This window comes from Paenibacillus urinalis, from assembly GCF_028747985.1.
In the GTDB taxonomy this organism is placed as follows: Bacteria; Bacillota; Bacilli; order Paenibacillales; family Paenibacillaceae; genus Paenibacillus; species Paenibacillus urinalis.
In genome coordinates, this window is sequence record NZ_CP118108.1 from 5,401,312 (window position 1) to 5,422,781 (window position 21,470).

The following is a 21,470-nucleotide window of genomic DNA, read 5'->3' on the forward strand; positions in this document are numbered from 1 at the left end:
TGAACTTTCCTTTAGGGTGTCAATACGGCCATCAGCTCATTATATTCTTCCTCTGTTAAATATTTTGCAATCACTTGCTCCATGTCCTGCAGCTCTGTTTCCGTCAAGCCGCCTTCCATCGTACTAGAGATCTTCTGCATTTCATCGGCAGGAATTTTGTTCATGAGGAGTTCGAATACCGCTGTCTTATCCTCGGTGGAGATAGAGTCCTTCTGATCTGTAATGTCCTCTGGTGTGATGACAATCTGATCATCCGCTTCAGTAGTGCCTGCCTCAGCTCCCTCTTCTGTAGTGTTTGAGGAAGGAGTCTCTGACGAACTGTCCACTGAGCTTCCTGACGGACCGCCTGTTGATTCTCCTCCACCAGAAGCTTCACTGTCTGTTTCGCCGCTCACTCCCTCCTCGCCGTTTGTCTCCGGATTGTTAGGATCAGCCTGACTTGGATCCGTTTCGCCTGTTTGACTCGTTTCATCATTTGCATTAGCACCCGAATCCGCTTCGTCACCCGTTCCATTCATGGATTGATCTGAGTTCATATTGCTGCCAGATGCGGTTTCAGAATTAGACTCTGCGCTCTCGGAGGTGTTCGCTGTCTGATTCATGCCCAGCGCACCTTGAAACACCGCGGCAAGATTGTTCGGCGCTCCTTCCCAGGTAATGTTGAAGCTAGCCAGCAGTGATGAGATATAAGATTGCACGATTAGTCCTGTTGTCAGCAGGGTCAGGGTGCTCACCAGGATGACGGTCAGCAGGAGCTGCCCCGTCCATTTCAGCCATTTCATTCGTTTACGCCTCCTCCTATCGATCTCCCTCTTCGCCGCCTAATCTAGCAGATGAGCTGGATGATTCAGTCCATCGTTAATTTTACGTTGTCTAATTCATCCCGAAGAAGGCTATAGACTCAGTATTGACGTAATTCTCTTGATTCTATCCTTCGAATTTTCATATTTTCACAGCAGTATTACGCTTGGTTCCGATAAGAACACCAAAAAACCCCCATCCTTTCTATACTAGAAGGGAAGAGGGTTATGGATATCAATATGAAGTTAACAGCTGTCTATAGATTAAACATAGATTGGCAGTACTTGATTTGTCTGCTCACGATTACGTCCAACCGAGAAGATCGCGATCGGAATACCTGTCAGCTCGGATACACGATTTACATAATTACGAGTCGTTTCTGGCAGATCCTCAAGCGTCTTCGCTCCAGTAATGTCCTCGCTCCAGCCTGGCATTTCTTCATATACAGCTTCACATTCTGCCAGCATTTTGAGGCTTGCCGGATAATGAGTGATGAACTCACCGCGATACTTGTATCCGACGCAAATCTTAACGGTATCCAGACCTGTAAGTACATCAAGAGAGTTCAGAGACAATCCGGTAATGCCGCTGACACGTCTAGCATGACGAACCACTACCGTATCAAACCAGCCCACCCGGCGAGCACGTCCAGTTACGGTACCATACTCATGACCTTTCTCACGAATATAGTCTCCTACTTCATTATTCAGCTCAGTTGGGAATGGTCCATCTCCAACACGTGTTGTGTAGGATTTCGCAACCCCGATCACTTGACTGATCTTCGACGGGCCGACCCCGGAACCGATACATACGCCGCCAGCCGACGGGTTGGAGGACGTTACATACGGATAAGTACCTTGGTCGATATCGAGCATAACCCCTTGTGCACCCTCGAAGAGCACTTTCTTGTCTTCATCAATCGCATCGTTAAGAACAACGGAAGTATCCGTTACATATGGACGAATGAGTTCTGCGTACTCCAGATACTGTTGCAAAATCTCTTCTACATCCAGCGCCTCTGCACCGTACACCTGCTCGATCACTTGATTCTTCTCCTTCACCATATGGCGAAGCTTCAATTCGAACTCCTCAGCATCCATCAGGTCAGCAATACGGATACCGTTACGGGCTGCTTTATCCATATACGCAGGGCCGATTCCCTTACGTGTCGTTCCAATCTTATTAGGACCCTTGCGATCTTCCTCAAGTGCATCCAGCACCATATGATATGGCATAATGACATGAGCACGGTCACTGATGACCAGATTCTTCGTGGAGAAGCCGTTCTCATGAATATAATTGATCTCTTCCAATAGAGCGGCTGGATTGACGACCATACCGTTCCCGATGACACACTTCTTATCCTCATAAAAAACACCGGATGGAATCAAGCTCAGCTTGTATTTCTTACCGTCAATCAGAATAGTATGACCGGCATTGTTACCACCCTGGTACCGTGCCACCACATCGGCGCTTTCCGCAAGATAATCTGTAATTTTGCCTTTGCCTTCGTCTCCCCATTGTGTACCCACAACGACTACTGTTGACATGTTCATTCCCCCGTGAGTGTCTTTTGCACTCCTTATTTTCTTAACACTTGAACTTAAATATACATTAGAAAAACGATTACTATATCGCAGCTACTTCATAACTGCAGCTCTCACAGACATTCGAATGTCCTAGATTTCACAAGATCACGAACTGCCCTCATATCACGGCAAAAAGCCCTACCTTAATCGCCATTCCATCTGGACATGACTGTTGCTGTAAGGTTTGCCACAAAAAGCAGCAATTCAAGTGTACCAGTCACTCCTATCAAAGTCAAATAAAAAAGCGAACATTAAATTATAAGTAAAATTTATCGTTCGGGATTTGCTGAGCAACTTGGCTGAAAATGAAAGAATCCACTGCCCGGTGCATTCAGCACGCGAGAAGTGGATGGATATGCTTATAGATAAGAATGCATGTCACCCGGCAAAGGCATCCGAATGCACACGTTCATAATTAACGAATTTATTGAAGTTCTTCAAGAAGACCAGCTCGACAGTGCCCACGGGACCATTACGCTGCTTGGCTATAATAATCTCAATGATATTCTTCTTCTCCGTCTCCTGATTGTAGTAATCATCACGATACAAGAAGGCTACAATATCGGCATCCTGCTCGATTGAACCGGATTCCCGAAGGTCACTCATCATCGGCCGTTTATCTTGGCGCTGCTCGACACCCCGGCTGAGCTGTGACAGAGCAATGACCGGAACGTCTAGCTCCCGTGCAATCTGCTTGAGCGTACGAGAGATCTCTGATACTTCCTGCTGCCGGTTCTCGCCGGCCTTGCCCCGTCCCTGAATCAGCTGCAGGTAGTCGATGACGATCATCCCGAGCCCTTTTTCCTTCTTCAGACGGCGGCATTTGGCACGAATATCAGCCACAGTAATCCCTGGTGTATCATCAATATAAATTTCGGCTTCTGACAGAGCAGCGATGCCCATGGTCAGCTTGGACCAGTCGTCATCACTTTTAAACTCCCCGTTCCGCATCACGCCAGCATCGAGATTGGCTTCCGCACAGATCATACGCTGTACCAGCTGTGCAGCGGACATCTCAAGACTGAAGATCGCTACGGTCTCGTTCGCTCTAACCGCTACGTTCTGAGCAATGTTCAGTGCAAATGCCGTCTTCCCTACCGAAGGACGGGCAGCCACAATAATAAGATCATTCCGCTGGAATCCGCTTGTCATCTTGTCCAGATCAACGAAGCCCGAAGGAATTCCTGTCGTATTCCCCTTGTTCTGATACAGTGACTCTACCTTCTCGAAGACCTCCATGACGACATCACGAATGGCGATGAACCCGCTGCTTGAGCGCCGGTTCGAGATCTCCAGAATACGCCGCTCTGCATCGCTGAGCATGCCGGATACGTCTTCGCCGCCGGCATAGCCTTCGCTAACGATCTGCGTCGCTGTGCGAATGAGTCTGCGCAGCATCGATTTTTCCTCGATGATCTGTGCATAATAATCAACATTAGCTGCGGTCGGCACCGCATGTGCCAGCTTGGCCAAATAGGTTACCCCGCCGATCTCATCAAGCTGCCCTTTATCCTGCAGGAGAGAGGTCAGTGTAATAAGATCAATGGGCTGATTGCCTTCTCCAAGCTCAATCATTGCTTCATAGATCAGCTGATGGGGCTTGTCGTAGAAATCATCGGTCGTCACTCGCTCCATCGAAGTGATGAGTGCTTCCGATTGAATAAGAATTGCACCTAGAACCGCTTGCTCGGCTTCCAGGTTTTGCGGCGGAACACGATCAAAATAAATCTCGCCGCCCATCCTATTCCTCCGTTACTTGGACCTTGAGCGTAGCTTTGACATCAGGGTGGAGCTTAACCGGAACCTGAGTCACTCCCAAGTTACGGATTGGCTCGTCCAGTTCAATTTTGCGTTTATCCACTTTAAAGCCTTGCCCGGCAAGTGCTTCTGCGATCTGCTTGCTCGTAATTGCTCCGAATAGGCGTCCGCCTTCTCCGGCTTTCGCCTTCAGCACGATGGTTGCCTCTTCAAGCTTCTTGCCCAGTGCTGCTGCATCGTCCTTCTCCTGCTGCTTGCGCTTCTCTTCAGCCGCGTTCTGGTTCTCTAATGTTTTCATATTGCCATCCGTAGCCGCACGTGCTAAACCTCTTGGCAGCAAAAAGTTAGATGCGTATCCTTCGGATACCTCTTTAACTTGACCTTTTTTCCCTTGACCTTTTACATCTTTTATAAAAATGACTTTCATTCGAACAACCCCTCTTCCTTCTCGATTTCAGCCAATACTTCCAGCAATTTTTCTTCTGCTTCCCCAATTGACATTTCCAGCTGTACGGCAGCATTGGTCAAATGACCTCCGCCCCCCAAGCGTTCCATGACAACCTGTACATTCATCTTACCAAGTGAACGGGCACTAATACCAATTACGCCGTCCGGCCGTTCACTGACAACAAATGAAGCAACGACATCCGTCATGTTGAGCAGCGAGTCGGCTACCTGTGCAATCAGAAGCTGCGGGATCACCTGTCCCGGCTCTGTCACAGCGACCGCAATATGCCCATACATCATTTTAGCATGTTTTATGATTTCTGCTTTCGCAATATATTCCTGTAAATCTTCCTTCAGCAGCCGCTGAACCAGCATGGAATCCGCACCGTTTCTACGCAAGTATCCTGCCGCCTCAAACGTTCTTGAACCGGTGTGCATGGCAAAATGCTTCGTATCCACCGTAATTCCTGCCAGTAATGCCGTTGCCTCAAGTGGAGTGAGCTGCAGCTTATCATGAATATACTGCAGCAGCTCTGTGACCAGTTCTGCTGCCGATGAAGCATACGGCTCCAGATAGATCAGCACAGCATCATTAATAAATTCCTCGCCTCTGCGGTGATGATCCACCACAACAACTCTGGAAATGGAGTCCACCAGCTTCGGCTCAATGGTCATGGAGGCCTTATGTGTATCCACGACAACGAGCAGGCTATGCTCGGTCATCATCTGCATGGCTTCCTCAGGCAGAATAAATGCCTCCATCAGCCGCTCATCCTTCTTCACCTGCTCCATCAAACGATCGATGGATGGATTGGAAGAATCGAGCACAATATAGCACTCTACATGATATAGATTAGCAGCTTTCCATAGTCCAATGGAAGCACCGATCGCATCCATATCTGGCATTTTGTGCCCCATGATGAAGACGCGATCGCTCTCCTGCATCAAATCACGCAGGGCATGGGCAATCACTCTGGCTCTGACCCGGGTTCTCTTCTCCACTGCATTGGTCTTACCGCCGTAAAAAGAAAGACGCTGTCCCGCCTTCACCGCTGCCTGATCCCCGCCCCGGCCAAGTGCCATATCAAGGGACGACTGAGCCAGCTCACCCAGCTCCCGGATATTCTCTGATCCAAAGGCGAGTCCCACACTCAGTGTCATCGGTACCTTCAGATCTGCCGTCATCTCCCGGATATTGTCCAATATAACAAATCTGCTCATCTCCAGCTGCTGAAGTGAGCTGTAATGAAGCACCATAAGGTATCGTTCGGACGATAATCTTCTTAGATAGATATGATAATCCTTAGCCCAAGCTGTAATCTCACTGGCAACACGGGCAATGAGTGCTGTACGCTGCTGATCATCCATCCCCTGCGACGCTTCATCCAGATTATCGAGCATGATGATGCCTAGTGCAATCTTCTCATTCTCGTATTTCTCTCGCAAGGTAGCGAGCTCTGTTATCTCATAAATGTAAATGAGCCGTTCCTCGGGATAATGAAATAGCTCATACACCCGATCCAGCGTTTGATACTCAAATCTGATTTCATGAGCGTTCCCATGCACATTTTCCTTGCTGCCATCCTTCTTATCCTTCTGCTTGAATGGAAGCTGCGGAAAAAAAGAAGTCAGTTCACTCCCGATCAGCGTCTTCTCTTCAAACATTCTGGATACATAAGGATTATGCCATTCAATCGAACGGTCCTCACTGTACAGCACGATGCCAAGCGGAATGCTCGCAGACACTTCGCCTTCAACTCTTTTGATCCGAAGATTCAGACTGCCCATGTAATCGACCAGTTCTCTTCGAAATACGAACTCTTTCTTGACCATGATAAATCCGAGTACAGCGATAAGAACGAAGCAAACCAGACCCAGCGGCCAGTTATATGCAACCAGAAATGCATCCAGTATTAATAATAAAGCAAACGCCCAGACGGTCTGATAACCGTGCCAACGCTTTAACAGAAATTTAGGCATCATGGTTCATCCTATCGTTTTGGTTTCGAAATGGCTTCACGGAGCGGGAAGGCAAGGTCTATGATTCCGATAATCCGCATGGGTCCAATCAGAAACGTGGCAACAGCGAGCAGATACGGAATGACCGGATGCCATGATCTCGCATGTGCAGCAAAAAAGAAAAATCCGATGGCTTGAATCATGAAGCAGAAATTAATCAGCGGTGAGAAGTTGAGTGCAATCATCGTTAGAAAGCCGTTGTCTGTATTGCCAGCTACCAGCTGAAGAATAATGCCCAAGAAATAGTACCATATCAGGGATTTCGGTAGTCTCCACTCGCGGATTGGCTTGAGCCGGTTCACCCGGATTCCCATGCGGCCTAGAATAGGACGAGCAATAACATGGGTTAGAGAAGCCATAACCAGTGAAGTGACGATAAGCGCAAAAGGAATCATCTGAACGGTCGCGCTGCTCACTGCCTCGGCCATTTCTTCATCCATTACCAATCCATTCGTCAAGGCGTTGTTACCGCCCGATTCGGTTACCGGTGTCATCGTAAACTCAATCGTTTCACGAATATATTCAGAAAAATCAATCTGGAACAAGGTTGTACTGATCAAGAGCAATAGCAAAAATTCAGCCAGGATTGTGCCTGTTCCAAGCACTAAGGTATTTAACGCAGGCTTTTGCTTCTTATAACAATGACCGATTACGATCGCTGGAATCAAGAAAAATATCCCGAAAATTAAATAAATCGGACTTATGATTAGCCCAATCAAGAGTACGGGTATAACATGTACTAAGAATGACTTCAAATTTAATGAGGTATAAAGTATAACCCCTGGTAAAATAATCAGAAACACACTAATCGCTGTTAAAGGAGTTAACAGTGATAATAACAGAAGCAGATAGATCAGACTCCATACAGCTGTTTTCCAGCGGAATTTCAAAATGTTCACCTCTTACGCATATGGTCTTCGAGAGCGGAAATGTCCTGGTACCAGTCCTCAAGCTGGTGACCTTCCTTCTTGTGTTTCTTGAGCTTGTCAACGAGCAGGTCATCCATATCTTTAAACGATATGCCGAGCCTCCGTCCAAGAATATAGCTGCTCATGATAAGACTCGCAAGGCTGTCACTGATTCGAGCGTTGCTTCCTTCCCATAGAGCCTTGAACAATCGTGACACTTGATCCAGCACTTCGGTTTTGAGCCATTCAATCACTTTTGCGCGCTTTGCGACATCTAGTTCTTTTGGCATGCTCATGCTCGTCACACTCCCGTAAAATGCTTTATTCTCCATTATAGCATAAGGGAATATCCATAAAAAGGCGACCCGCGGTCCTACAGCTTATAGGATGTAGTCAATCTCTAATGAATATGCCTGCTAGTTATAAATTTGCATCAGATTTCACAGAACCTCTAGACATGACATCTTCACAATACTCAATAATCTGGCTCCGTCGTACGATCCCGATGAACCGCTGCATATCATCCACGACAGGAACAAAATTCTGAACCTTCGCCAGCTTGATCAAATCCTCCATGTTGGCATCAATCGATACAGGCTTGATATGTAAGCGCAAGGGTACATCCTTCAGCACATATTTTGAAGCGTTTTCAAATGTAATCTCTCCTCTGGAATTCTTCATATGCCACAGCAGGTCTCCCTCTGTCACCGTACCTTCGTACTTACCGTCCTTGCTGAGAATCGGTACCGCTGTAAATCTGTGATATTCCATCCGTTCAAGGGTCTGTCTGAGCGTTGCATCCGAGGTTACTGTCGCCACCTCTTGTTTCGGAAGCAAGAAAAAAGCAATATTCATATCGAGTTATTCCTCCTCTTTACACACAATTATGAGAACAACCCATTAGTATGGGATTTTGCGAAAAATAACTTCTTATTCCATTATATTCATATAAGACAACAAAATCAGCACCCGACTAAAAGAATGTCGTCAGTGCTGATTGTCGTACGTCTATGTTATTGAGATTGAGAAGATACGGTTTCGTTGCTCTCTGTAACATCGCTCTCGGTTTCGTCTTCTTTGTTAAAATCCTCCGGCTTGAGCAGTGTTTCTTCCGTCGTATTCGGATCGAGCCAGTTTGCGATCATTTCTTTCGAATACTCATAATATTTCTCGTCGACTTCGGTATAGAATATACCGTCATCCTTTCTTACCCCTTCACCCATCATCGTGAAACTTAAAATTTCTGGGTTACCTTGTGTAAGAACCTGCTTGGCAAGGTTAATTATAGATGTTGGATGCAGATCCGTCTGGAAATTCTCTCCCATAATATCAAACAGCTCTGGAATTTGGGAAATCTGATTCACATTCAACATGCGGTTCGCTACCGCATTCAAGAAAATCTGCTGTCTTTCTGCACGTTTAAAATCACTATCTTCGCGGTAACGGATATAGTATAATGCCTCTTCGCCACTGTATATTGGTTTACCGCCTTCGATAGTAAATTGCACATGATTCGGATTTTTATTAACGATATCTTCCGTGATCGGAAGCTCTACGCCGCCGATAGCATCAACAACCTGTTGAATAGCCATAAAGTTGACCGTTGCGTAATTATTCACCTCATACCCGAGGAATTTCTCAACCGTGTTGATCGCCATCTCCTCTTCGCCAAAGGCAAAAGCATGCGTCAGCTTATCGTAATCATTCATGCCGTCCTCATCTGCATCATGTCCTACAATCTCCACATAAGTGTCGCGTGGAATAGAGACGAGCAGTACCCGGGATTCCTGAGGACGGACTACAGCGTAAATGACGGTGTCTGAACGTCCGCGGGTCTTCTCATACGGTCTTGCATCCGTACCTAACAGGAGTACAGAGAAGGGCTCATCCTGATATACAACAGGCTCTGCGCTGGCACTCCCAGATGGTTTATATGATTTTTCAAGCTGGTTCTTGACCGTGCCTGATAAGAATAGATCAAATGCGGCTATAGCAATCTGTTGACGGAACGGATAAGCGACCGCGACTACAACGACAAGAGTCAGGAGGGTGATGAGTAAGCCTCTTCCTCTCCTCTTTCTACGATGCCTGTTTCTGCTTCTAGATCTCATAGTTCATTCCTTCTCTATTAGATTTGTAGATTCGTCTTATGTGAAAGCAACGTCATAACAGTATTATTTTCGGCACATTCTGCCTTAGAATGTATCCCTCTATTATGATGGCCTATTATTTTTCATCCTGCAACTTGTACATTTTGCTATATTACCATAATAATCAGAAGTTAGGCATGCTGCAAATTGTCATATTTAGTCAAAGAAGAAGCCCTTCACGCGGAAAGAGCTTCTTCTCTAACGTTTTCAGTATTTGTTATAGATGAGATGTCTGTGTGCTTTGCTCCCTTTGACTTCTCTTCTTGCTGCGTATCTTTCCCGTCACCAGTGAGGCTGCTGCCGTAAGAACACTGAAGATCAGAGCGGACCAGAATAATCGGCTGTACCCTTGGTTCACCGTCAGTTCAAGTGCCTGTGTTAATGCATCCGATATGGAGGTATCCGGAATGGAAGCGAAGGCTTCACGAATGGAATTCACATCGGTTGAAGCCGACTGCGTTTCTCCCATATATTGCTGCAGGATAGCGGGATCTGCCTGAATCCCCTCTTCTGCAAAACTTGCCTCTATGTTGGCACCGAAGCTTGAGAAGGAACGAGCGAGAAAGCCGGCAAAGACCGTTGGTGCAATGGCCATCGCCATCTGCCTGAATAAAGAACTGGTTGCAAGCGCAATGCCGCGTTCTGAGTCCTTGGCATCCTCGGTAATGAGCACATTGACCGGCGCTCCCAGCATCACACTAAATCCAAGCCCGACAAACAGGCTTGAAACGACCATTTCCCATAAGCTGTCGACCCATAGAGCAAATAGAAGGAAGCCAAACGCACTTATTAAACCAGCTACCGCTAGAGTCCAGATCGGCCCTTTGCGATCTACATACATCCCGCCGAGCGCTGAACCGACACCAGCAGCGAGGGCGAGCGGAGTAAACCAATACCCGGATGCCGTGCTGGATACACCAAGATACTGCTCCACGAATCCCGGAATGAAAATGACAGACGCCAGGATCGCACCCGAAAAAAAGGCGATGAGCAGGGTCCATAAAAAGGACGGCACTCGCAGCATTTGCGTGGAAATGACCGGACTTGCTCCTTGAAGCTCCATTCTTTTCTCCCAAAAATAAAATAGAATCAGCATGATTAACCCGCCAGCAAAATAACCATAAAATCCAGGCTCGCCCATGCTGGTCAATAGGCTGACTCCTTCCAGGTTCGTGAAGCTGAACATGACACCGAGTACCCCTAAGGAGAGCAGACTGACACCGATCCAATCCATCTTCGCTGTGCTCAGCTCCTGCTCCTCATGAATGAATCTGTAGCCGAGAAATAGTAGAAGTATCGCAATAGGCACATTAATGAGAAACAACCAGTGCCAGTTACCCGTGAGCTGAAGCAGCAGAGAACCGACATTAGGCCCCAGTACGGCAGCTACTCCATTCATCGCACCCAGCATCCCTAGTGCCCCGCCTTGTTTCTCTTTAGGATAGGTACTGAGCACATAAGAGCTTGCAATAATGAATATTCCGCCGCCTCCTAAAGCCTGAATTAGTCTGGCACCCAAGAACAATATGAAGTTTGGGCTCAATGCAACGAGCAATGATCCAAGCCCGAATAAAGCCACTTCGATCATAAACAGCTTCTTCCGCCCATATCGGTCCGACAGCTTGCCTGCAATCGGTACACTTATGGCCAGGCCTAGTGTGTATAAAGTGATGGTCCATGCTCCCCAGTTCGGTGATACACCGAATGAAGCGTTTAGTGTTGTTAAAGAGGAAGTAATAATGCCATTATCCAAGGCAGCCATGAACACACCGACCGCAAAAATAATAAGCGGCCATTGTAATTGCTTTTTCATCCATATCCCTCCGAGACTCAGGATTACAACTCAAGGCCTATAATTAACCCAAGAGTCAATTATTATCATACGCCTATAAATTTAAAAGTAAAGAAAAAATTATGTAACTATAAACATATATCGAGGTTAGTTTTGCTTCCAAAATGATATATATTGTAACTTGAACCCTCTCAGCTCACTTTGCCAAAAATAAAAAAAGAGCGAGGTGGCTGTGACTCCCTGCTCTTCCCTGCTCTTCCCTGCTCTTTTCTTCTCTTCTCTGCTCTTTCTCTGCTCTTCCTCGCTCTTTCTCTGCTCTTCCTCGCTATTCCTTACTCATGCCTTTCTATTGCAGCGACTGTTTTTTCAATCCTGTTATCGGCTAAAATCAAAAAAGTTACAATAAAGTTATATGGTTCGATCGACGGCCTGCCGCAGTGCCAATGCCCACTGCTTATGCCAGCCTCCCGTCGTGTATCCGTGTGAGTATCCGTAGTTTAGCAAATCCCTAGCTTCATTAAATCGTTGTTCCTGTGATTCTGCACCAAGCACGACTGCAACTAGCCGCTTACCGTTCTGCTCGGCCGTACCGGCATAGCAATATCCGGCTTCCTCTGTATATCCTGTTCTGAGGCCATCTACCCCTTCATAGGAATAAGGTCCGCTGATCTCTTCCAGCATCCAGTTGGTATTGCTCATGTAGAGTCCTTTACCCCTTAATTCAACCTGCGGACGACTTGCCATCTTCAAAATTTCCGGATGCTCTTGGATGAGATGGGCTGATAATAACGCAATATCACTGGCGGTCATATAATTGTCTGTAGGGCCGCCTGCCGAGGAAGTATTGCCTGTTACATTATGATATATCGTATGGACCGAGAGCCCTAATTCTTTGGCCTTGTCATTCATTCGATCAATGAATACATCCTCAGATCCTAAGGCGTGCTCAGCAAGAGCAACAATCGCATCATTAGCGGAATATACCGATACAACTTCAAGCAGCTCTCGTACTGTAACTTGATCTCCAGGGCGAAGCGCCACCTGCTGCCCTTCTACTTCGCTGGCATTTTGGCTGATTTCAACTTGATCCTCCCAAGAAATATGTCCTGCGGAAAGCTCATCCATAATAATCAGCTGGGTCATCAATTTGGTGATACTTCCTGTTGGCAACGGAACATCACCGTTCATATTCATAATGACTTCCCCTGTATTTACGTCCATCAACAGTGCAGCATTCGATTGAATGGCAGGCTTACCTACTAATATGCCTGGTCTGATGATAATCACAAACAGTGCAAGAATAACGACTATAGCACTGCTTCGCAGGATCCATTTTTTCATATAGCTTGTCCTCCATTCTCCTGAATTTGCCGCATTTCATATGTTGATGTTGCTATCTTCTATGTAAATGACCTTCGTTATAGTTCTTATTAAACACTTCTATATATATAGACGTATGAAATGACAATTTTGTCTGCATTTTTTTAAATTTTTTTCTCTTTTTTTCATTCCAATTTCTTACTCCTTCATAAATGCCTGCTTTTTATGAAACTATACATCTTGATTCATTGGTCCTCCCTTGGCCCTGCTTCCATATAATCCAATAAAAAAACAAAAAAGAAGCACCCTCCCCTCTACCCTAACGGATATGGAAATGATGCTCCTGAGCAATCAAACATATGATATTATCCGTACACAAGCAGGACCCCAAATCCACACTTTTGACGTTATTTATGCAAAATGGCAAGCGACATAGTGATCATTACCCATGTTGCGGTACTCTGGAATTTCCTGCTTGCAAATATCCGAAGCGAGCGGGCAGCGGGTATGGAACTTGCAGCCCGAAGGCGGATTCGCCGGGCTAGGGATATCGCCTTTCAGCACAATTCTCTCCCGTTTAATCGTCGGATCTGGAATCGGTACAGCTGACAGCAGTGCTTTGGTGTAAGGATGCAGTGGATTCTGGAATAGATCATCCTTACTGGCCATCTCTACCATCGATCCCAGATACATCACTCCGATTCGGTTGCACAAGTGCTCGACAACACTAAGATCATGGGATATGAACAAATAAGTGAGCTGTTTCTCTGCCTGCAGATCACTCAGCAAGTTAATGATCTGAGCCTGGATCGATACGTCCAGAGCAGATACAGGCTCGTCCGCCACAATAAAATCAGGATTAAGGATGAGCGCGCGCGCTATACCGATACGCTGACGCTGACCGCCTGAGAATTCATGCGGGAAACGATTGTAATGGTAGCTCGACAGACCACAGATACGAAGAATTTCTTCTACACGCTCCCGAAGCTCTTTTTTGGGAATCAGCTTATGATCCAGCAGCGCCTCGCCAATCGCTTCTCCAACTTTAATCCGTGGATTCAGGGAGCTGAACGGGTCTTGAAATACAATCTGCATCTGTGGACGGATGCTTCTTAGCTGCTGCTTAGACAGCTTATGGATGTCCTGACCTTTAAAAAGAACACTTCCCTCTGTTTTCTCCAACAGACGAAGAATGGTTCTGCCGATCGTACTCTTGCCGCAGCCAGACTCGCCGACTAGTCCGAAGGATTCCCCTCTATAGATCGTAAATGATACATCATCTACCGCCTTTACATCCCCCACATGGCGCTGAAAAACACCGCCTGTGATCGGAAAGTACTTCTTGAGGTTTTTGACCTCCATAAGCGGTTCTGCTAAATGACTTAGTCTTGCTTCAGTTACTGTCGCACTAGTTACTTCTGTCATCGTACCTTCGCCTCCTCCTCGTACAGCCAGCAAGCCACTTTATGTCCTTGCTCATTCTTCCGAAGCGGCGGCTCCTTCTCACGGCAAATGCTCATGCAGAACTCACAGCGATCATGGAAGTGACAGTTATTCTCCAAGTCTACAGGATTAGGTACCTGGCCTGGTATAGAGTAGAGGCGCTCTTGTCTTTGGTTAATAATTGGCTTTGCTTTAAGTAATCCCTTGGTATAAGGGTGCTTCGGTTCTCTGAACAGCTCATATACGGAAGCTTCCTCAATGACTTTACCAGCATACATAACGACAACGTAATCTGCCATTTCGGCTACAACGCCAAGATCATGCGTAATGAGCATGATTGAAGTGTTGAACTTCTCTTTAATGTCCCGCATTAGATCAAGAATCTGAGCTTGGATCGTAACATCAAGTGCTGTAGTCGGCTCATCTGCAATGAGCAGCTTCGGATTACAACTGAGAGCAATTGCAATCATAACCCGCTGACGCATGCCTCCACTCAGTTCATGAGGGTAGGAGTCTACAATTACCTCAGGACGTGGAATGCCAACAAGACTGATCAGCTCAATGGCTCTCTTGCGTGCTTCCTTCTTATCCAGCAGCTGATGCAGCATGAGCGGTTCACTAATTTGCTCCCCGATCGTGAGAACCGGGTTCAAGGAAGACATCGGCTCTTGGAATATTATCGAGATCTCGTTGCCTCGAAGCTTGCGCATTTCATTATTGCTCAGCTTCAATAGATCTCTGCCTTCGAACATAATTTCTCCTCCGGCAGAAGGTGTATCGAGCAAGCGCATGAGGGACATCGCCGTTACACTCTTGCCGCACCCTGATTCTCCAACGACGCATACAGTCTCGCCTTCTCGTATAGTAAAGCTGACGTCATCTACGGCTTTGACGATCCCGGCGGATGTATGAAAATGCGTTTTTAAGTTACGAAATTCTACAAGTTCTTTTGCCATGTTCGCATCTCCCTACTTTTTCATTTTAGGATCGAGCGCATCACGAAGCCCGTCACCGATCAAATTAATGCCTATTACTGTTACCAGGATACAAACTCCTGGTGGAATCCAGACCCAAGGTCTCTTACGGAATTCAATCAGACTGTTGGCATCTGCTATCATGTTCCCCCAAGATGGAGTAGGTGGTACAACGCCAAGTCCCAGATAACTCAGTGCGGATTCACTCAAGATCATGCCTGCTACAAGCAAAGTAGATGTTACGATAATGATCGGTACTGTATTTGGTATTAGATGTCTGAATATTTTACGCCCATCTCGAAGTCCGAGCGCTTCGGTTGCCTGCATAAATTCCTGCTCGCGTAGAGAAAGAATTTGCCCACGTACCAATCTCGACAGGGATGTCCAGCCCATGACTCCCATAATTAGAACCAGGAAGAAGATACGATAATCCGGATGCACCTTCAAGTCAGACAAGATCGCTCCCATGATGATCAGCAAAGGAAGCTGAGGAATTGCCATAAAGATTTCAGCTACACGCATAATGAACGTATCTATAAATTTTCTATAAAATCCTGCTAATGCACCTAGGACAGAACCCAAAACAACAGCAACCAAGGTTGCTACAAATCCAACAAATAAGGATATTCTGCCGGCTAGCATAATTCGCAGCAAAATATCGCGGCCGAGCTTATCCGTACCAAGCCAGTGCTGTGCATTGGGCGGCTGGTTCTTGTTCGCTACAGAATAATCGGTCAAGCTGTATGGAGAAAGCATAGGACCAACTAAACAGAACACAACCATAAATACTAGAATGAAAAGTCCTAATACTGCGAGCCGGTTGCGAGTAAATCGACGCATCGAGATGCGCCATGGTGAATCCGGCTGCTTTACAGGAACTTGAGTATTCGATTTTAAGGGTGCAGCCTCAATCGACAATGTAATCTCCTCCTACTTTAACCTTATTCTAGGATCTGCAGTTCCATATAACACATCCGACAGCAGCGTACCTACTAAGGTTAACGCCGATATGAAGACTGTAAAACCAAGCATAAACGGATAATCCCGCATATTAATGGATTCCATATACACTTGTCCAACACCTGGCCATACAAATACTTTCTCAAGGATAATGGCTCCTCCGAACAAGCCAGGAAGCTCAAATCCCATAATTGTGATGGCAGGAAGCAATGCGTTACGAAGCGCATGCTTGAAAATAACCGTTTTCTCTTTCAAACCCTTGGCACGGGCTGTACGAACATAATCCTGGCGTATAACTTCCAGCATACTCGTTCTGAAATAACGAGTCAGACTTCCTGTGCTTAGCATCGTTAATACTAATACAGGTAAGAAGCTGTGATGTATTACATCAACTAGATAATCCCAAGTGGACATATTCGACGCTCCTGCTGAACTCATGCCCCCTACAGGGAACCATCCCAAATCTACAGACACGAACTTAATTAATACGAGCCCAATAAAGAAGGAAGGCAGCGACATACATAGGAACACAAACAAAGTTACCATCTTATCAAAGAATGAGTATTGAAACTTAGCAGAGAATACACCAGTAAATACGGCAATAATCCAGCTGAAGATCATACTAAAAAAGGCAATAACGAAAGAATTCCATACATAATCGCCGATGACATCTGTTACCGGACGCTTATGTTGAAGAGATTCACCCATGTTTCCCGTAATCATATTACCTACCCATGTGAAATACCGTTCTACAGGGGGTTTATCCAGACCATATATTGCGCGAAGCTGAGCCGCTCTCTCTTCTGTCATCTGCGGGTTTTGCTGTGAAGTAATGAAATCTCCAGGCACCAATGCTGTTATGGCAAACAAGATAATGGTGATTCCGATCATCGTCGGAATCATCTGCAGCAGCCTCCGGATAATGTACTGCTTCATAATATTCCTCCCGGGTTTGAAAAGTAGATAAGCTCAGCTCTTGCCAGAGCTGAGCTTATCGTTATCATGCTGATTTAATTATTCTCCGATTTCGGCTTTGTACAGATCAATCGTGAAGTCTTTGTAAGGTGTAATTTCTAGACCGTTGATACGGCCATTGATTGCCCAACCGTCACGTCTTTGGTACATCAAGATATCCGGAATCGTTGCATTAAGCTCTTGATATGCCTTAGCGTAGATTTCTTTACGCTTCTCTGTATCTAGCTCTGCCTTACCTTGTGCTGCCAACTCGTCATAGGCTGGATGAGAATATCCAAGGCGGTTCTGAGCACCTTCTGTTGTATAAACCGTTGTATCTGGATCTGGAGTCAAGCCCCATGCCATGAAGAACATCTCAAAGTTTCCTGATTCCGCTTTTTCCGTAATTGCGTTGAAATCAAGTACCTCAGCTACGACTTCAATGCCAAGCTCTTCATAGTTCGCTGTCATGATTGGAAGAAGTGCATCTACTACGACATTATCCGCTGTAGCAGAGAAGTCAATTTTAAATTTCTCTCCATCTTTCTCACGAATACCATCTGCACCTACAGTCCAGCCTGCTTCATCAAGAAGTGCTTTAGCCTTTTCGGTGTCAAATGCATAGGTTTCAATACCTTCTTCGGTATAAGCCCAAGATTGCTTGGATTGTGGAATATTGATAACATCGGCAAATTTACCGTATACCGCTTCTACAATTTCAGCACGATTGAGTCCATACACCAAGGCTTGACGCACTTTTACATCAGAGAATTTCGGACTTTCATGGTTCATACCGATGTAGCCATATCCATTCGTTGGGAAGATGTTCAGATCCAAGAATCCAAGGAGCTGCGCCATTTCCACGTTATCTTCATCGACTGTGAGCATATCCATGTCAATTTCACCGGATTCAAGCATCGCAAGTCTTGTTTCGTCCGTCGTCGTTTTGTAAATTACATTCTTAATTTTTGGAGCTCCCAAGTGGTAATCTGGGTTTGCTTCAAATACAACCTCTTGACCTGGCACAAATGACTTCATTACATATTGACCAGAACCGATTGGCTTGTCGTTCAGTGCTTTAACCCCATCCAGGTTCCCTTGAGTATAAGATTCACCATAGTAGTCTGAAGGGATGAAAGGAACGCCTGCGAGATATACTTGAGTCAGAGCTGTTGCTTCTGTAACTTCAACTTCTACAGTATGATCATCAACAATGGTTACACCAGAGATTTCATCAGCCGTGCCATCATAATACTCTTGTCCACCTTTGATCTTCCAAGAGAGTGGATCGGATTGACCATCATAGCTGCTGTCATGGTACATCTTAAGAGCTAAGTAATAATCGTTTACGGTTACTGGAGAACCGTTAGTGTATTTCAGATCTGGCTTCAACTTGAAGGTATATTGCAATCCGTCTTCACTAACCTCGATGCTCTCAGCAAGGCGAGGAGAGTACGTTCCGTCTGCATTGATACCTTGGAATGATTCAAAAATAAGATCGTTTACCCATACATCATAGGTAGTACTTGCAAAAATCGGGTTAAATACGCCTGCAGGAGATGTAATCCCTACAATTAAAGTGTCAGTACGGTTTGTTGCTGTTCCTGGATTCATTGACATGTCCGATGCTTCGAACAAACCATCATTTTGCGTAGCATCTTCTGCTGCTGGTTCTTCTGCCGGCTCTTCTGGTGTCTCTGCCGGTTCAGTTGTTTCTACAGGTGGTTCCCCCGTCGTTGGTTCTTCAGCTGTTGATCCGCCGGAGCATGCTGCCAGCACAGTAACCAGCATGAGCATGATCACAAGCATTAGCGAAAATCTCTTTCTCATGAAAATCCTCCTCGTAAAATTCTATAATGCTTGTTGCTTATAAATTATCAGGATAATTATGTATGAATACTTATCCATGAATAATTACAGAGGTGAGTAAATTTAATCATGATGCACTGTTGTGTAATGAAAGAAATAGAGCGAAATGCTAGTTTGTAAGTGATAGGACGTTGTGTAGAGTAAATAATGTTTAGTCGTTGATGGCAAGTCTCGCAAGATGTGGGCTTCTCTAGTTGTGGAGTGGATCTAAGTCATAATTCGATGGTCTTATTGCTGAGTCTATGAGGTCGAAATGTGAAAAGGATAGAAACTTTTAGACCAAAGGTCAATAAATGTAAGATGTACCTACATTTTCAATTCCGAATAAGTTATTGTAATAATACGTGTAAATATTACTAACGTCAATAATTTTTTCGTATTTTTATTAAAAATGTTGTTTAAAGGTTTAGAGACGGGGTATATAGACCTGTTTTTGTAGATCTAAACTTCTAGATTGTGTTGAGGACTTTCTTCATAAAATATCTGTTTTTCAAACAAAACATGACATACCACTTACACTTCATAGCCAATATCAGCTTATAAAGCATTATTAAGTGTAATATAATATAACATGTAATTAACTCAGTTGAATTGGATTTATCTGCTATGATGATTCTGTAAATGAGGCGGATAGTGGATTTGTACGATAAATTAGCGTGGTTCTATTTCGTCAAAAGTAAATTAACAGGTGCTTTATACTTCTATTATATTTGTTGATTATAATAGAACTTTTTTCCTATTATACAATTATCTTTATTAATTTCAAGTCAAAAATGATGAATCTCGCGAATAAATCGAAAAATGAAGCGGCCTGCTATCATTTCTTCACATTCTACGAAAAGAAGTAAGCTCTAACCATGTACAGAGCTTACTTCTCCTATATTTCTTAGCTTGTTCCTTATCATATAATGACTCATTCATAGGTTATTCACTTGCTTCCAAATCTTCTGGCTTGATCTCATAACCAGGCGGTCTCTTTCCACGCTGTAGTTCAGCAATACTATAGCCAAAGTCATACTGCAGATGTGGATAATCGGGGAAATTGACCCAGTCTCCGCCCCACTTAAATCCAAGATTTTTGGCAATAGCGACAACTTCCATCCAGTCGGATTCACCATTGTTGTTCCCATCATACTCCATGTCCCATATCACTTTGTCTTCGGATACCCGAATTGCAAAATCTATTGCAAGGCCATAGTTATGATACGATTCCCCTCCACGAGCAGAGGTGACAATCTGCCCTTCCGTCGTTCTACCTTGCTCATACAGCTCATTTTGTCTCTCTTCACTGCGATGACCTTCTGTGATCATGATTTGTATACCTTTTTGCTTCGCAAGCTCTACCAGCTGAGATTTCTTCGCTGCCACTTCAGGATGGAGCTCTGTTACATACTTCGGCTCATCCTCTTCAAACAGATGCGTAGGACTTCCCCAATCTATATTAAATGATTCCGTTTGAGAGATATAATAGACAAGACCCAATACAAGAAATACAAAAAGAACAGGTCCACTTGATCTTCGCTTCTGTTTATACTGCCGCTGTCTGTTCATAACCACTCCTCAAGCTTTTTAGATAAATGATGAAATCTATGTATTCTATTATATTCGTTCTACCATTCCAGGAACAACCCTACAAAAAAAGGACAGCCTGCTAAGTAGCAGACTGTCCTTCCCGTTCACTGAATCGTTAACTATTCAGTTGTGTACGGAAGCAATGCGATTTGACGGGAGCGTTTAACTGCAATCGTCAACATGCGTTGGTATTTTGCGCTTGTACCTGTTACACGGCGTGGCAAAATTTTTCCGCGCTCACTGATAAATTTACGAAGCAGATCCGTATCTTTATAGTCAATGTGAGTAATTTTGTTAACAGTGAAGAAGCACACTTTACGACGTTTGTTACGGCCGCCGCGGCGAGCCGGTCTTTTATCGTTGTCTCCGCCTTCTCTTTGTTTGAAGCTCATGCTATTCAGTCCTTCCTAATTAAAATGGCAAATCATCATCCGAAATATCAATCGGTTTTCCGTCATCGGAAAAAGGATCCTGATTGTTCCGTGAGAAATTGTTATTGCTATTATTCCCGCGGCCGCTGCCTCCATAGGAAGGCTCTTCACGCATACCACCACCGTTATTGTTCGCGTTGCCGCCATCACGGTTGGATTCCAAGAAACGAACGTTATCTGCAATAACTTCAGTTACGTATACACGCTTGCCTTCGTTATTCTCGTAGTTTCTTACTTGGATGCGCCCTTCGACGGCTGTCAAACGTCCTTTACGCAAATAATTTGCGCAAGTCTCCGCTAGCTGTCTCCAGGTAACGACCGGTATAAAATCAGCTTCTCTTTCCCCGCCTTGGCTTGTAAACGGACGGTCTACAGCAATGGTAAACTGCGTTACGGCTACCCCTGCAGGTGTGTACCGCAATTCTGGGTCACGAGTTAACCGGCCGATCAGAATGACTCGGTTCAACAATCTAATCCCCTCCT

The 21,470-nt window shown here is 45.2% G+C and carries 19 protein-coding genes; all 19 read right to left on the reverse strand.

Annotation, left to right across the window (positions count from 1 at the left end):
- Positions 1-11: 11 nt before the first annotated feature.
- The 19 genes from PUW25_RS25055 to ssb all read right to left on the reverse strand — a co-directional run bounded on the left by PUW25_RS25055 (position 12) and on the right by ssb (position 21,456).
- Positions 12-782: a hypothetical protein gene (locus PUW25_RS25055; RefSeq protein ID WP_274337844.1), complete on the reverse strand. Its 771-nt coding sequence runs from the start codon at positions 780-782 to the stop codon at positions 12-14.
- Positions 783-1,064: 282 nt separating this feature from the next.
- Positions 1,065-2,351 (reverse strand): adenylosuccinate synthase, encoded by a 1,287-nt coding sequence (locus PUW25_RS25060; protein ID WP_047912588.1) that lies wholly within the window; start codon positions 2,349-2,351, stop codon positions 1,065-1,067.
- A gap of 417 nt (positions 2,352-2,768) precedes the next feature.
- A complete protein-coding gene (dnaB, locus tag PUW25_RS25065; protein WP_047912587.1) occupies positions 2,769-4,130 on the reverse strand; it encodes a replicative DNA helicase in 1,362 nt (453 codons plus the stop codon).
- 1 nt (position 4,131) lies between these two features.
- Positions 4,132-4,575, reverse strand: a complete 444-nt coding sequence (gene rplI, locus PUW25_RS25070) for a 50S ribosomal protein L9 (protein WP_047912586.1) — start codon at positions 4,573-4,575, stop codon at positions 4,132-4,134.
- Positions 4,572-6,575 carry a DHH family phosphoesterase gene (locus tag PUW25_RS25075; protein WP_047912585.1) on the reverse strand — a complete coding sequence of 668 codons (2,004 nt, stop codon included), beginning with the start codon at positions 6,573-6,575 and terminating at the stop codon, positions 4,572-4,574. Before PUW25_RS25075 ends, rplI begins: the two co-directional genes overlap by 4 nt.
- Positions 6,576-6,586: 11 nt before the next feature.
- Positions 6,587-7,504: a DUF2232 domain-containing protein gene (locus tag PUW25_RS25080; RefSeq protein WP_047912584.1), complete on the reverse strand. Its 918-nt coding sequence runs from the start codon at positions 7,502-7,504 to the stop codon at positions 6,587-6,589.
- A 5-nt stretch (positions 7,505-7,509) separates the two neighbouring features.
- The gene (locus tag PUW25_RS25085; protein WP_047912750.1) at positions 7,510-7,812 is read right to left on the reverse strand and encodes a MazG-like family protein; all 303 of its coding nucleotides are present in this window, start codon (positions 7,810-7,812) and stop codon (positions 7,510-7,512) included.
- A gap of 130 nt (positions 7,813-7,942) precedes the next feature.
- A complete protein-coding gene (locus PUW25_RS25090; RefSeq protein ID WP_047912583.1) occupies positions 7,943-8,377 on the reverse strand; it encodes a CBS domain-containing protein in 435 nt (144 codons plus the stop codon).
- Between the two features lie 158 nt (positions 8,378-8,535).
- A complete protein-coding gene (locus tag PUW25_RS25095; RefSeq protein WP_274337845.1) occupies positions 8,536-9,633 on the reverse strand; it encodes an LCP family protein in 1,098 nt (365 codons plus the stop codon).
- A gap of 256 nt (positions 9,634-9,889) precedes the next feature.
- Positions 9,890-11,485, reverse strand: a complete 1,596-nt coding sequence (locus PUW25_RS25100) for an MFS transporter (RefSeq protein ID WP_274337846.1) — start codon at positions 11,483-11,485, stop codon at positions 9,890-9,892.
- 387 nt (positions 11,486-11,872) lie between these two features.
- Entirely contained in the window at positions 11,873-12,805 is a 933-nt protein-coding gene (locus PUW25_RS25105) for a D-alanyl-D-alanine carboxypeptidase family protein (RefSeq protein ID WP_274337847.1), read from the reverse strand.
- 390 nt (positions 12,806-13,195) lie between these two features.
- A complete protein-coding gene (locus tag PUW25_RS25110; RefSeq protein ID WP_047912579.1) occupies positions 13,196-14,209 on the reverse strand; it encodes an ABC transporter ATP-binding protein in 1,014 nt (337 codons plus the stop codon).
- Positions 14,206-15,183: an ABC transporter ATP-binding protein gene (locus PUW25_RS25115; RefSeq protein ID WP_047912578.1), complete on the reverse strand. Its 978-nt coding sequence runs from the start codon at positions 15,181-15,183 to the stop codon at positions 14,206-14,208. Before PUW25_RS25115 ends, PUW25_RS25110 begins: the two co-directional genes overlap by 4 nt.
- 12 nt (positions 15,184-15,195) lie before the next feature.
- Positions 15,196-16,119 carry an oligopeptide ABC transporter permease gene (gene opp4C, locus PUW25_RS25120; protein WP_047912577.1) on the reverse strand — a complete coding sequence of 308 codons (924 nt, stop codon included), beginning with the start codon at positions 16,117-16,119 and terminating at the stop codon, positions 15,196-15,198.
- Positions 16,120-16,131: 12 nt separating this feature from the next.
- Positions 16,132-17,097, reverse strand: coding sequence for an ABC transporter permease (locus PUW25_RS25125; protein WP_047912576.1), 966 nt, complete (start codon positions 17,095-17,097; stop codon positions 16,132-16,134).
- 78 nt (positions 17,098-17,175) lie between these two features.
- Positions 17,176-18,945, reverse strand: coding sequence for an ABC transporter substrate-binding protein (locus PUW25_RS25130; protein ID WP_047912575.1), 1,770 nt, complete (start codon positions 18,943-18,945; stop codon positions 17,176-17,178).
- Between the two features lie 963 nt (positions 18,946-19,908).
- Positions 19,909-20,535, reverse strand: a complete 627-nt coding sequence (locus tag PUW25_RS25135; protein WP_047912574.1) for a M15 family metallopeptidase — start codon at positions 20,533-20,535, stop codon at positions 19,909-19,911.
- A 140-nt stretch (positions 20,536-20,675) separates the two neighbouring features.
- On the reverse strand, positions 20,676-20,948 hold the full coding sequence (gene rpsR / locus PUW25_RS25140; protein WP_047912573.1) for a 30S ribosomal protein S18: 273 nt from the start codon (positions 20,946-20,948) through the stop codon (positions 20,676-20,678).
- A 19-nt stretch (positions 20,949-20,967) separates the two neighbouring features.
- Positions 20,968-21,456 carry a single-stranded DNA-binding protein gene (gene ssb / locus PUW25_RS25145; protein WP_047912572.1) on the reverse strand — a complete coding sequence of 163 codons (489 nt, stop codon included), beginning with the start codon at positions 21,454-21,456 and terminating at the stop codon, positions 20,968-20,970.
- Between the last annotated feature and the right edge of the window lie 14 nt (positions 21,457-21,470).